Source organism: Streptococcus equinus ATCC 9812, assembly GCF_000187265.1.
Classification (GTDB): domain Bacteria; phylum Bacillota; class Bacilli; order Lactobacillales; family Streptococcaceae; genus Streptococcus; species Streptococcus equinus.
Map to the genome: position 1 here is coordinate 45205 of NZ_GL698431.1, position 14423 is coordinate 59627.

At 38.5% G+C, this 14423-nt stretch carries 10 protein-coding genes and 2 pseudogenes; 3 read left to right on the forward strand and 9 right to left on the reverse strand.

Features of this window, described 5'->3' with window-relative positions:
• Window positions 1–81: 81 nt before the first annotated feature.
• A pseudogene (locus tag HMPREF0819_RS07155) lies at window positions 82–1501 on the reverse strand (6-phospho-beta-glucosidase).
• Between the two features lie 152 nt (window positions 1502–1653).
• On the opposite strand from HMPREF0819_RS07155, the gene HMPREF0819_RS09420 reads away from it, so the two are divergent.
• The 3 genes and pseudogenes from HMPREF0819_RS09420 to HMPREF0819_RS07165 all read left to right on the forward strand — a co-directional run bounded on the left by HMPREF0819_RS09420 (window position 1654) and on the right by HMPREF0819_RS07165 (window position 4514).
• Window positions 1654–1842: a MurR/RpiR family transcriptional regulator gene (locus HMPREF0819_RS09420; RefSeq protein WP_003067396.1), complete on the forward strand. Its 189-nt coding sequence runs from the start codon at window positions 1654–1656 to the stop codon at window positions 1840–1842.
• 70 nt (window positions 1843–1912) lie between these two features.
• The gene (locus HMPREF0819_RS09425; protein WP_237393059.1) at window positions 1913–2524 is read left to right on the forward strand and encodes a MurR/RpiR family transcriptional regulator; all 612 of its coding nucleotides are present in this window, start codon (window positions 1913–1915) and stop codon (window positions 2522–2524) included.
• Window positions 2525–2661: 137 nt separating this feature from the next.
• A pseudogene (locus HMPREF0819_RS07165) lies at window positions 2662–4514 on the forward strand (beta-glucoside-specific PTS transporter subunit IIABC).
• Window positions 4515–4571: 57 nt separating this feature from the next.
• Here the strand turns inward: HMPREF0819_RS07165 and HMPREF0819_RS07170 are convergent.
• The 8 genes from HMPREF0819_RS07170 to nagA all read right to left on the reverse strand — a co-directional run bounded on the left by HMPREF0819_RS07170 (window position 4572) and on the right by nagA (window position 14370).
• Window positions 4572–6194, reverse strand: coding sequence for a hypothetical protein (locus tag HMPREF0819_RS07170; RefSeq protein ID WP_003067402.1), 1623 nt, complete (start codon window positions 6192–6194; stop codon window positions 4572–4574).
• A 4-nt stretch (window positions 6195–6198) separates the two neighbouring features.
• A complete protein-coding gene (locus HMPREF0819_RS07175; protein ID WP_044023447.1) occupies window positions 6199–6933 on the reverse strand; it encodes an ABC transporter ATP-binding protein in 735 nt (244 codons plus the stop codon).
• Between the two features lie 15 nt (window positions 6934–6948).
• Window positions 6949–7251, reverse strand: coding sequence for a bacteriocin immunity protein (locus HMPREF0819_RS07180; protein WP_003067407.1), 303 nt, complete (start codon window positions 7249–7251; stop codon window positions 6949–6951).
• A 139-nt stretch (window positions 7252–7390) separates the two neighbouring features.
• Entirely contained in the window at window positions 7391–9376 is a 1986-nt protein-coding gene (gene tkt / locus HMPREF0819_RS07185; RefSeq protein ID WP_003067411.1) for a transketolase, read from the reverse strand.
• Between the two features lie 158 nt (window positions 9377–9534).
• A complete protein-coding gene (locus HMPREF0819_RS07190) occupies window positions 9535–9792 on the reverse strand; it encodes a DUF896 family protein (RefSeq protein WP_003067414.1) in 258 nt (85 codons plus the stop codon).
• A gap of 122 nt (window positions 9793–9914) precedes the next feature.
• Complete coding sequence (glyS, locus tag HMPREF0819_RS07195) at window positions 9915–11954, reverse strand: glycine--tRNA ligase subunit beta (protein ID WP_003067417.1); 2040 nt, start codon at window positions 11952–11954, stop codon at window positions 9915–9917.
• Window positions 11954–12871, reverse strand: a complete 918-nt coding sequence (gene glyQ / locus HMPREF0819_RS07200; protein ID WP_003067420.1) for a glycine--tRNA ligase subunit alpha — start codon at window positions 12869–12871, stop codon at window positions 11954–11956. Before glyQ ends, glyS begins: the two co-directional genes overlap by 1 nt.
• 350 nt (window positions 12872–13221) lie before the next feature.
• A complete protein-coding gene (gene nagA / locus HMPREF0819_RS07205; RefSeq protein WP_044023448.1) occupies window positions 13222–14370 on the reverse strand; it encodes an N-acetylglucosamine-6-phosphate deacetylase in 1149 nt (382 codons plus the stop codon).
• Window positions 14371–14423: the final 53 nt, after the last annotated feature.

The following is a 14423-nucleotide window of genomic DNA, read 5'->3' on the forward strand; positions in this document are numbered from 1 at the left end:
CCGAAGAACTGTTTTTTATCAGCCTTTAGTCAAGAAAAATGTTTTTTTTTAGATATTTTTCTCTTAGAAGATTAAAACTAGCTAAAGATTCTCACCATTTGAAGCAATGACTTGTTTAAACCAGTCAAATGATTTTTTCTTACTGCTACGTAAAGTGCCCTGGTCTACGTCATCTCGGTCAACATAGATAAAACCGTAACGTTTACTCATTTGACCTGTACTGACTGAAATCAAATCAATACAGCCCCAGCTGGTGTAGCCCATTAACTCAACACCATCGATTTCAACAGCATCTTTTAAAGCAATAATATACTTGCGCATATAATCAATACGATAATCATCTGCCACATACCCGTTTTCATCAGGGACGTCCTTAGCACCAAGACCATTTTCAACAATGAATAATGGCTTTTGATAACGATCATAAAGCTGATTCAAAGCATTACGTAAACCTAATGGATCAATTTGCCAGCTCCATTCTGTTGATTCTAAATTAGGATTTTTTATTGAACGGAAAAGGTTTCCTGTAGTGGTTTCATAATCTTCTTCAAATCCACTGACCGTACGAGAGGAATAATAAGAGAAAGAAACAAAATCAACAGTATTTTTTAAACACTCAAGGTCCCCATCTAATATTTCCAACTCAATCTTTTCACGTTCAAACATTTTTTCGCGTAATTTGGATAATATCCTCGTGCTTGAACATCAATAAAGAAGTAATTCTTACGATCACTATCAATGGTTTCCTTGTAATCTTCTGGACGACATGAATAAGGATAATGCATACCACCTGCCAACATACACCCAACCTGATTCTCCGAATCAATATCATGTGCTATCTTTGTCACCAAACTTGAAGCGACTAATTGATGATGAGCTGCTTGATACATGAGTTGTTTCTTATTATCTCCTTCTTTAAAAATAAGCCCACCACCTACAAAGGGACTATGAATCAGTATATTAATTTCATTAAATGTCAACCAATAGTTGACCAAACCTTTGTAAGCTGTCATAACCGTTTGCGCATAACGGACATAGGCATCTACTAAATGACGGTCACGCCAACCACCATAACGTTTTATTAAACTGACTGGTACATCAAAATGTTCCAAAGTCACAAGAGGTTCAATACCATATTTTTCAATTCTTCAAAAATATCACGGTAGAAATCAAGTCCTGCCTGATTTGGCATCTCATCATCTCTATTTGGAAAAATACGAGTCCACGAAATTGATATACGATAAACCTTGAAACCAAGCTCTGCAAATAATTTAATATCGTCTTTATAATGATGGTACATGTCAATAGCTTCTTTGGCAGGATAAAAATGATTATCATCCCACTCTAAATGTTCTATTTCACCACTAGAAATTGTGGCTCTGTCTTTTCCAATAGGTAATAAATCAACATTTGACCAGCCACGACCACCTTCTAAGACACCACCTTCAGCTTGATTGGCTGCCGTAGCACCGCCCCATAAAAAATTTTCTGATAAAACCATTTTCTCCCTCCGCATGTTATAATATTTTAAAATTACTTTAGCATTCCTGGAAAACGACTTCAATGAGTCCAAAACGACTTGGCAAAAGGTTTCATTTTAAATTAAGTTAACTAGAAAAAGCTAAAACAAAATTTCATCAGAAAGAATTTTTTATGACACTATTACAAGATATTGAGGATCTAGCTCAGACACGTAAAGATTCCAAAAAAGACATTGCAAACTTTATTTTGACTCATAAAACAGACTTAGCTCATTTAACATTAGATGATATTCAAAATCAATCGTATATTTCAAAATCGTCTTTAGTTCGCTTTGCTAAATCTTTGGGATTTTCTGGTTAAAATGAATTTTTAGTACCTCTAATGGAAGAAATTCATCAAGAGAATCATTATTTTTCTGATGTTGACCCAGATGTTCCCTTTACCAAAAAACGATGATAATCTGACCTTAGCAAGAAAGATTGCACAACTTCAAATAGCAAGTATTGAGGATTGCTTAGCTCTACTAGATGCTGCTCTACTAACACAAGCGGCCTATTCCATCAAAAAAGCAAAACGTGTCGCCATTTTTGGTATCAGTCCTAATAATATTTTAGCCGAAGTTTTCCGACGACGTATGGCTGGTGTTGGGAAAATCATTGAAGTTCCACGTAATGACGAAATGGGCTTGACTTCGCTATCCTTAACATCTGAAGATTTAGCTGTTTTGATTTCCTACTCTGGTCAAATTGTTCAATTTCCACATCATTTACTGGAACATCTTAGCGATTGCGACGTGACAACACTTGCTATCACCAGCCAAGAAAAATCACTATTGGCACAATTTTGTGACTTCACGCTTCCGATTTCTGGACGAGAGCAAATCGTTGGAAAAATTTCAGGCTTTGCTTCAGAAGAGTCAATCTTATTCATTCTCAATATTCTCTACGCTACTTATTTTTCATTAGACTATGAAATAAATCTATCTTATAAACAAAAAATGGCAGAGCTCCTAGAAACTGGACGTCAAGATAAGCATATATAACTTGAAATAAAATTTCATTTTTAAATCGCTACCATTTATGAAAATGAAACCTTTTTCCATCTCCTTTCCTAAGTCTTGAAAGGGCTTTTTTTGCTGTGATAATCTTATCTCGAAAAAAACAAAAGGGAGACAAGATTATGTCAAAAGAATATCAAACATTGGCTACCCAAATTATTGCCTTAGTTGGTGGTAAAGAAAATGTTGCTAACGTTTATCATTGTCAAACACGACTACGCTTTACGCTTGTTGGTAACCTAAAAGCTGACACCGAAGACCTTGAAAAGCTCGACGGCGTAACAAAGGTTATTATCAATGCTGGACAATACCAAATCGTCATCGGAACACACGTTGCAGATGTCTTTGAAGAAATTGAAAAGCTCGTTGAAATATCACAAGATACTACTACCCAAGAGAAAAAAGGCATTTTTGATACTAACATCGATTTTGTCGCAGGAACTTTCCAAGCAATCATCCCCGCACTCTCTGGGGCTGGTATGGTAAAAGCTGTTTTAGCACTTCTTGTCGTTTTCAATGTCATCACCACTGATTCACAAACCTATTACATGCTTAATGTATTTGCAGATGGTGTATTTTACTTCTTACTAATTCTCATTGCCTTTACTCAGGCACAAAAACTCAAATGTAACCCTATTTTAACTGCAGGTGTCGCTGCCATGCTTTTACACCCAAATTGGTCGGCGCTTGTGGCTGCTGGAGACGCTGTCAACTTCTTTAACGTCATTCCATTTACACTAGCAAGTTATGGTTCAAGTGTTATCCCTGTTATTCTCATCATTTTTGTCCAATCTTATGTTGAGAAATTCTTAAACAAACACATTCCAAAATCAATCAATATTGTTTTTGTTCCAATGCTAACTTTCCTTATCATGGGAACATTAGCCTTCTCAGTTCTTGGGCCAATTGGAGCCATTGTCGGAAATTACTTAGCTACCGTTTTCACATTCTTAGCAGAAAATGCAAGCTGGGCACCTGCTTTAATCATTGGAACATTCTTACCGATTATGGTGATGTTTGGTATCCATAACGGTGTTGCCCCACTTGGAATCATGCAAATGTCTCAACTAGGTTATGACTCAATCTTTGGTCCTGGGTGTGTCTGTTCAAATATGGCACAAGCAACAGCTGGTGCAGTCGTTGCTTTCGTAACAAAGGATAAAACAACCAAAGAAACAGCTATTCCTGGTTCTATCACAGCTTACCTGGGAATTACCGAACCTCTTCTTTATGGTGTTAATCTACCCAAACGCTACCCATTGATTGCTTCAATGATTGGTGGAGGACTTGGTGGACTTTATGCTGGTTTAACACATGCTCACCGATTTGCGACTGGTTCTTCTGGACTTCCAGCAGTTCTTCTCTATATTGGTAATAACACAATGACTTATTTTTACAATATTATCATTGCTATTGTCATTAGCATCATTTCAACTGCTATTATTACCTTTGTCCTTGCCAAACACTTCGAAAAAGAAGAAACTACTGACAACCTTGATACAACACAAGCTCCTGTCATTACAGGTCAAGAAGTCATGTCTCCATTGACTGGTGAAGTTCTCCCTATTGAAAAAGCTGAAGATGAAGTCTTTGCATCAAAAGTTATGGGAGACGGTGTTGTTATCTTACCAGAAACAACTGATGTCTATGCCCCATTTGATGGTACTATCGCAAGTCTCTTTCCAACTAAACATGCTATTAGACTTGTCTCAGACAAGGGAGCAGAGATTCTCATTCATATTGGTATCAATACGTAGATCTCAACGGAGAAGGATCTAAAGCCTTCGTTAAGCAAGGAGATTCCGTCACAAAAGGTGACAAATTAAGTTCATTTGATAAAGTAGCTATTGAAAACGCTGGCTACTCTAGCCAAACAATGGTCATCATTACAAACGGTTCTAATTATAATCAAATCATTAAACACAACAATCAATTTAGCCAAACTGGTGATTTGATTTTAGAATTAGAGAAATAAAAAAAGCGGAAAAATTCCGCTCCTAAACTCTCCTCAAAATAACTTGGGGAGAGTTTTTTATAACTTTTTCCAAAATGTGTGGTAAATCACTATTTGAGAAGCGATTCCTATCAAAACAGCCAGTATTGCAAACAAAACATTCGCCAACAAAACATCTTTGAGTAGAGCTCCGAGTAAAAATGTGCCTGCCCCCAGACTTCCACCTACTACTAAGGCGATTAGGATAATAGCGAGAGTCAGCCATTGTCCTGCGTGACGGTTAAAAAGTTGGGTCACATCTTGCCATTTTAAATCAAGAAATTTAAAATCACGGCGATACATAAGTTGCCCCTGAAGCAAGATACTCGCAAGAAGTCCTAGGATAAAGAAAATGACCAACACTATCGGTGCTTTTAAGACAATCAAGCCCACTAATAAATAAATGATAGCTGGAACAAGTGCTTGGAGTCCTACCAGCGTTAAAAATTTTTGAACAAGAAAATCCTTGAAATTGATTGGTAGAGCTTTAAAAAAAGTCAGATTTTCTTTTTCTAATGAAATCCCAACCCCAACAAATGAGCTTGGCGTGCTACAAAAACTTCCCAAAACAATTCCGATAAGCATTGCCACACCAAAATAATCATTCGGCACTTCAGCCAAACTAACCCCATTTGTCACACTCGGTGTGATAAAAATCACCACATAAATCAAAGGCAATAGATAAGTTTGTGTCAGTAAGGTCGCATTTTGTAACGTTGACATATGATGACGAATCATCATCGTTTTCAACGATTTACCTTTCAACGCTTTTTGAGATGCTGACGATACTTTTTGTTTCGGCTTAGATTTAGGCTTAGCATAAAGAACTTCTTTGTAATACGTTGGCATCAACCATTTGACAACCCCAACTGTTAAAATCATCAACACTAACAAAGGTAGCCAAAAATTAAGAACAGTCGCTGATTGAAATGGTGCTTTTGCCACGTCATAAAAACCACGAAAATAGGGTAAAACAGTATGGTCTGCAAGGGTAACATTATCATAAGTCATGTTTTGACTGTTGATAACATTCATGTAAAGAATGGCACCGACTGCTCCAATCGTTGAAATAGACATGAGAACAGTCGAGACGATTTTTCGGTGCTGACTTCGAAGAATGATTTTTCCCACAAAACTATTAAGATAAAGTGCCAACAAAATCACAGCCGCAAACAGAACAAAAAAGAGGATAATTGTCAACGGAATCGCTAGTACAAGCCCTGCTATTTGCCAGTAAGCGATAAAAAACAAGGACAAGAGTGGCATTAAAAATGTAATGCCCATACCAAAACTGGAAATCACTTTTGCCATATAAAGTTCACTCGATTTAATCGGCAAATGTGCATAAAGCCGAACATCATCGCTCTCATAAAAAATGCTATACATGGCTGAAAAAGCATTTAGAGTTGCCATGATAAAGAAAATCGCTATGTAAAAAGAGAAATACCCTGGGAAATAACGAAAATCAATGTTAGCATACATAGAAATGTAAATAACCGCAAACAAAAGGCTGAGGAGAATTTGCTGACGCATCACACTCTTATAAGCTGAAAAACCTTTGCTTGGTTTACGTTCTTGTTTTCGCTTTGCCGCCGTGACAGACTGTGGGCTAGAATAGAGGATATTAATCTTGGTTAACTCCCAAACTGTTGACCAATTCATACGCCTAGCCCTCCTCTTGCACTTTACGCCCTGCTAATTCAAGATAGATTGTTTCCAAATCTTTATCAGGGTGATTAGCTTTTAAGTCATCTAAGGTTCCGATAAAAATCAACTTGCCATCTTTTAAAATTCCAATACGGTCACAAAGTTGCTCCGCAACAGCAAGAACATGTGTTGAGAAAAGAACCGTATTGCCACCACGCGCGTGCTCTTTCATCATTTCTTTCAAATCAAACGATGCTTGTGGGTCAAGCCCTGTCAAAGGTTCATCTAAAATCCAAATATCTGGATTTGATATCAGAGCACCAATAAGAATCACTTTTTGACGCATACCGTGTGAAAAACTATCAATCAAATCATTGATATTCTCCGCAATATCAAACAAATGTGACAATCGTTCAATCCGTTCATCAGTGAGCTTATCATCAACGTCATAAATTTTAGCTAAAAAATACCAGTATTCTATCGCCGTTAAGTTCAGGAAAATATCAGGTGAATCAGGCACGTAACCAATGCGTTTTTTGATATCATCACGGTGCTCAGAAAGAGGTAACTCATCAACATATACCTCACCATAGCTCGCTTCAATGATTGACGTTAAAATGCTAATCGTCGTTGTTTTTCCTGCACCATTATGCCCAATCAAGCCAAAAATTTCGCCATTAGCAATGGTCATATTGACATCACTTAGTGCTTCCTTATCACCATACAACTTTGAAACATGATCAAATCGAATCATCTGCATCTCCTTTCCCTACTCTCCCAACAATGGTTTTATCCATTTTGAAACTTCTTTGCTCTTTCGGTAATCCGCAGCAAATTCCTGTGTCAACTGTTTTAATGATTTTACCCCTTTTGGTAGCGAAAAATCATGCCTTATACTATACAGATTTAACTGACGGTCAAGGTGAAGAGCGCTCAACCCAGCATCTCCAGACCTAATCACCTCATTTGACGCAGAAAGTAAGATTTTTGACAAATCGTTATCTTCACGAATGGTCATATCTTCATAAGCATTCCTAATTGCTTTGTATAATTCACTGCACTTCTCTTCCATAAAATCCCCCTAAAATTTTATTTGTACTATTAAAGCAACACAAAAATATTTTTATTCTATCTTAACTTTTCAGCTATCATTTGTCAAATAATTATAAAAACCCTCCTTGAAAACAAGGAGGGTTTCAGTTAGTTATTAATTACAATGATTCGTAAAGATTTACAGCGTTATCAACTGTGAAGCCGTATTCTTCAAAGATTTTATTGCCTGGTGCAGATGCGCCCCAAGTATCGATTGTAAGAGTTTTACCTTGGAGACCAACGTATTTGCCCCAGCCAAAGCTAGAACCAGCTTCGATAGCCAAACGTTTTGTGACGTTAGTTGGAAGAATGCTTTCTTTATAAGCAGCGTCTTGTTCGTCAAAGATGTTTTGTGCTGGCATTGAAACCACACGAACATGAACACCTTTTGCTTCCAAAGCAGCTTGAGTATCAAGAGCTAATTTCACTTCAGAACCAGTAGCAATAAGGATACCGTCAAGGTCACCTTTAGCTTCTGAAAGGATGTAAGCACCTTTGTTCACACCTTCTGCTGCCAATTCTTTTGTTCCTTCCAGAACAGGAAGATTTTGACGTGTCAAGATGAGCATTGTTGGACGATCAGTTTCAGCAAGAGCACGTTTCCATGCAGCGTTTGTTTCGTTACCATCAGCTGGACGAATAACGTTAAGGTTTGGCATAGAACGAACGCTAGCCAATTGTTCAACTGGTTCGTGAGTTGGACCATCTTCACCGACGGCGATTGAGTCGTGAGTCATGACATAAACAGTTGGTAATTGTTGAAGAGCAGCCATACGAACAGCTGGAAGTAGGTAGTTAGAGAATACGAAGAATGTACCACCGTAAACACGAGTACCACCGTGAAGGGCAATACCATTCATAGCAGCTGCCATGGCAAATTCACGCACACCAAACCAGATGTTGCGACCAAGGTAGTTATCTGGTTGGAAATCAGATTCTACTTTGACCATTGTATTATTTGATGCAGAAAGGTCAGCTGAACCACCCCAGAATGATGGAACTTGTGCTGAGATTTGTTGGATAGCTTGTTGGCTTGATGAACGGCTAGCAAGGCTAGTTCCGATTTCAAAGTCTTCAAGTTTTACGTCAACTGGTTTGTTAGCAAATGCAGCTTTGTATTCAGCAGCTAGTTCTGGGTAAGCAGCTTCGTATTCACGGAATTTAGTTTCCCATGCGTTTTGAGCAGCTTCACCACGGAATTTAATACCAACTTCGAAACGTTTTGCAACTTCTTCTGGAACTGTGAATTCTGGATATTCCCAACCATAAGATTTTTTAGCGTAAGCAATTCCGTCAACACCAAGAGGGGCACCGTGAACAGCTGATGTACCTTGGTTTTCGGCACCAAAACCAATGATTGTTTTAACTTCAATGATAGATGGTTTCTCTGTTTCAGCTTTTGCTTCTTCAATAGCTTTAGCAATTGCTTCAAGGTCGTTACCATCTTTAACTAGAATGTGTTGCCAACCGTAAGCTTCAAATTTACCTTTGATATCTTCTGTGAAAGCTTTTGATGTTGAACCATCAAGTGAGATGTCATTTGAATCATAAAGAAGAACCAATTTACCAAGTTTTAAGTGACCTGCAAGACTTGCTGCTTCTTGGCTGACACCTTCCATCAAGCATCCATCACCATGCAAAGCGTAGGTGTAGTGGTCAACAATATTAAAACCAGGTTTGTTGAATTTTGCAGCTAAGTGTGCTTCTGCCATTGCCATACCGACAGCATTAGCAATACCTTGACCAAGAGGGCCAGTTGTTGCTTCAACACCATCTGTGTGGTTTACTTCTGGGTGACCTGGTGTTTTTGAACCCCATTGACGGAAGTTTTTCAAATCATCAATAGTCACATCGTAACCTGATAGGTGAAGAAGACTATATAAAAGTGCAGAACCGTGACCTGCAGATAGTACGAAACGATCTCGGTTAGACCAAGAGCGGCTTGTTTTTGGATTAACGTTCATTACATGATTCCAAAGAACATAAGCCATAGGTGCAGCTCCCATTGGAAGACCTGGGTGGCCAGAATTGGCTGCCTGAATGGCATCAATTGAGAGAGTGCGGACAGTGTTAACTGCCAATTGATCAATAGTATCAAATGTCATGAGTGAAACCTTTCTGCTTTTAAGGACTTAAAGTATTATTGTTCGGATTCTATTATAACATAAAATACTTGACTTTTTAAATTAAATTATTATTTGGTTTTTTGTAAACATTTTCCCAAACAATAAAGCCCAGCATTTATAGCTGAGCTTTATGTTTTTTATGAATTTGGATCGTCAAGACTGCGACCATGCAAACCACGTTCACGTTGCAATTGACGGAGTTTTTCAGGAGTTAAATCATTTCCTTTTTCATCGACAATTTTAATACCTGCGATGTGGTGAAGAAGTGAATGACGATAACCCTTGATATACTCTTTACGCAATTTAGCTTGTTCAACTTTTTCTGCACCAGTCAAGCCAACTGTTTTTTTCTTACGTGCAAGTTCATTAATACGTTGAATCTTTTTTTCATTCATGAGTAAGACTCACCAAACGTCCAAATAATATTTGAAACGTTATTCCTTTCTATAATTTACCAAAACTTCTCATAAAGTCTGATATAAGTCAGAAATTTACTCAAAGAGTAGATTTCTTAAGCTTATTTGGTATTCAATTTGTTAAATGCGGCAACGCTGCTTGCTTTTGCTGTCAATTCTGCAAGGATAGCTAAGCGATTGTTTTTGACAGCTTCATTATCTACCATAACCATTGTATTGTCAAAGAATTTGTCAATAACTGAACTTAGTACAAATAGTTGTGCCAATTTATCACTAGCAGAGCCAGCCAAGTTTAAGTCCGCTGCAGCTTGTGCCAAAGCTTTTTCTTCGTCATTTTCAAACAAGCTTGCATCAACTGCTACACCTTCTTGTGCTTTTTCAGCAAGATTGAAGACACGTGAAAGACTTTCAACTGCTGCTTTGTAACCTTCTGCTTTGCTTGCTTCAACAAGAGCATCAGCAGCTTCAAGCATTTCAGCAACAACAAAGTTTGAACTAGCAAGAACGGCTTCTTTAATGTCTTTAGAAACTGATTTGCTCATCATTTTTTCAACACGAGCACGGATGAAGTCCATAACTTCTGCCTTGTGTTCATAAGTCAAGCTGTCAAATGACAAAGCATACAAGTTATCAATCAATTCGTCCATTGGAATTTTCAATCCAAATGCGTCCATGATACGAACCACACCAGCTGTCGCACGACGAAGAGCGTATGGGTCGTTTGAACCTGATGGAATCAAACCAACTGAGAAGAATGACAAGATTGTATCTAATTTATCAGCAAGTGCCAAAAGAGCACCAACTTTAGTTTCTGGAAGGTTACCTTCAGCTGAATTTGGAAGGTAGTGTTCACGAATAGCTATAGCTACTGCGGCATCTTCACCTGCAAGAAGGGCATATTTTTCACCCATGATACCTTGCAATTCGTCAAATTCACCAACCATACTAGTCAATAGGTCAAATTTGTAGATTTCAGCAGCGCGTGCAAGTGCTTTGCTTTCTTCAGCAGAAGCGCCAGCTTTTTCAGCAAGGTAAGTAGCAATCACTTTGCTACGGCTCATATGTTCTGAAAGTGAACCAATTTTTTCGTGGAATGTAACGTTGTCAAGTTTAGCAACAAGGTCAGCAATTTTAAGTTTTTGGTCTTCACGCCAGAAGAATTCTCCATCTTCCAAACGAGCAACAAGAACTTTCTCATTACCTTTAATGACGTTTTCGATGTGTTTTTCGTTACCGTTACGAACTGAGATGAAGTTTGGCATCAAATTGCCATCAAGGTCACGAACAACGAAGTAACGTTGGTGGTTTTTCATTGAAGTAACGAGCACTTCTTCTGGAACTTCAAGATATTTCGTATCGAAGCTACCCATGAAAGCAGTTGGGTATTCAACCAAGTTAAGAACTTCGTTAAGCAATTCGTCATCGATTTCAACACGAACGTTTTCAGCTTTTTCGATGGCTTTGATTTGGTTAACAATCATATCTTGACGTTCTTTAGCATCTGCGATAACAAAGACTTTACGCAAATCTTCTTCGTATGAATCAGCGCTAGCAATTTCTGTTTCATGACCAAGGAAACGGTGACCACGGCTCACACGACCTGAGTGAATATCTAAGAAATCAAGGTCAAGAGCTTCATCATCAAGAAGGACAGTCAATGTGTGGACTGGACGGATATATTCAAATGTGTTGTTTGCCCAGTGCATGTTTACTGGGAAAGTCATTGCTGACAAGATTTCTGGAATGTCTACAAGAACTTCTTTAGCAGCTTTTCCTGTTTCATGTTTTGTAACGTAAACATACTCTTCACCTTTGACTTCGCGGAATTCGATGTCATCAGTTGTCAAACCTTTACCACGTACAAAACCTTGTGCAGCTTTTGTAAAGTTACCATCAGCATCCAATGCAATTTTCTTAGAAGGACCTTTAAAATCTTCTGTTAAATCAGTTTGCGCATCAGCAAGACCAAGAACACGTACAGCCAAACGACGTGGAGTTGAGAAAGTTTGAATGCCTTCAAATGCCAAACGTTTTTCTTTCAAAAATGCTGCCATGCGGTCACCAAGTTGTTTTTCACTTGGAGTAACAACATAAGCTGGTAATTCTTCTAAACCAAGTTCTACAAGTAAATTTTTAGCCATTATTCAGCATCCTCCTTCAAAAGTTTTTCACGTGTTACTTCGTCAAGCAATGGGTAACCAAGACGTTTACGTTCAGCCACAAATGTTTTCGCAACGACACGAGCCAAGTTACGGATACGAGCAATGTAACCAGCACGTTCTGTTACAGAAACTGCACCACGCGCATCAAGCAAGTTGAATGTGTGTGAACATTTCAAAACGTAGTCGTAAGCTGGGTGAACCAAGTTTTCTTCCAAGCAACGTTTTGCTTCTGTTTCAAATTTTTCAAAGTTTTCAAGAAGCATATCTTGGTTAGAAATTTCAAATGAGTATTTTGAGTGTTCAAATTCTGGTTGAAGGAAGATTTCACCGTATTTAACACCTGGAGCCCATTCAATATCATAAACAGAATCAACTTCTTGGATGTAAGATGCCAAACGTTCAAGACCGTAAGTAACTTCTGATGTTACAGGACCAGTTTGCAAACCACCAACTTGTTGGAAGTAAGTGAATTGAGTGATTTCCATACCGTCAAGCCAAACTTCCCAACCAAGACCAGCTGAACCAGTTGATGGGTTTTCCCAGTTATCTTCAACGAAACGAATATCGTGTTCCAAAGTATTGATTCCCAAACGTTCCAATGATTCAAGGTAAAGCTCTTGAATGTTTGATGGAGATGGTTTCATAACAACTTGGAATTGGTGGTGTTGGTAAAGACGGTTAGGGTTTTCACCATAACGACCATCTGCTGGACGACGTGATGGTTCTACGTAAGCTGCATTCCATGGTTCTGGACCAATAGCACGAAGGAATGTGTAAGGGCTCATTGTACCAGCACCTTTTTCATTATCGTAAGCTTGCATTAACATACAACCTTGGTCATTCCAAAATTGTTGCAAAGTCAAAATAATCTCTTGGAAAGTCAATTTTTTAGACATACATCTACTCCTTATTTTTTTAACTTAGTTTAGCAAAGTATCATCCGGAAGTCAGCCGTTTCCATAATAAAAGAACCGCCAACACACCCATATGATACCTCATAAGGGGCGTTAAAACGCGGTTCCACCCTATTTTATTACTTCATTTATCTGATTTTAACTTAGCCTAGCTAAGCGAAAGCGCCAGCGACTCATTTCAGTTTCATCCGACTTCCACCACCTCGGACTCGCTAAGAAACACCATGAGGCTTTCTCTCTTTACCAGCTATTCTAGCACAAATGTATTTGAGTGTCTAGTAAATATCAAAAAAGCTGAATCCACTGCTGTAAATCCAACTTTTTTGTATCTTCTAAGCTTTCCAAGCCTCTTGTCCGCCAAGATAAGTTGCTCGAAGATCAAGATCTTTATCCAAAATGATAAAATCAGCTTTGTGTCCTTTTTTAATCTGACCACATTTATCGTCAATGCCAACCGAAATAGCTGCTGCAAGACTCGCCATGCTAATAGCTTGTGCTTTTGAAGCAATTCCCCAATTCACAACATTTTTAACAGCATCTTTCAATTGAAGGATTGAACCAGCAAGAGCTCCATTTGATTTCAAGCGTGCGGTTCCTTTTTCAACAGTCACAGGAAATTCACCCAGCATGTAGTCACCATCTTCAAGACCACCAGCACTCATACAGTCAGTAATCAAAACCACGTGTTCATGATCTTTTTGGTGCATCAAAATGTCACAAGCCGATGGATGAACATGATGACCATCACAAATCAGCTCAGCATAAGTATTTGGCATTTCATAAACTGCACCAACCATACCTGGTTCACGGTGATTAAGTCCACGCATGCCATTATAGGCATGCACCCAGACAGAAGCTCCCGCTTCCACTGCTTTTGCGGCTTGATTATATGTCGCATCAGAGTGTCCAAGAGCCACAATCACATTTTTATCATTTGCATAATTGATAAAGTCTTCTACCTCATCACGTTCAGGTGCTAAAGCTATTTTTTTCAATAGTCCTTTTGAACTTTCAAGCCATTGATCTAGTTCAGCTGTAGATGGATTTCGCATGTAAGATGGATTTTGAGCCCCTTTATATTTCTCTGTGAAATATGGCCCCTCAAAGAACAATCCTTGAATACGTGCTCCACTTTCTTGACCTGCAAAATCAGCTGCCGTACGACAAATATCATCAAGTGTTTCAAAAGATGCTGTCAGGGCAGTTGGCAAGAAGCTTGTCACCCCAGCTCCTAAAAGTGCTTTACTCATCGTTTCGAAAGCTTCTTGGGTGTTATCCATCACATCAACACCAGCAAAGCCGTGAATATGTGTGTCTACTAAGCCAGGTGCCACACTAAAACCTGTATAATCTATAATTTCTGCGCCATGTGGTGCTTCTTCTTGCCAATCACCGAAACGACCATTTTCAATAGCAAGGTAACCCGCACCTTTTACATGGTAAGGATAGTAAAATTCATCTGCTTTTATGTATTTTGTCATTTGAATTGCCTCCATGACACATTATAAAATAAAAGCGCTTTTTTGTAAATGGT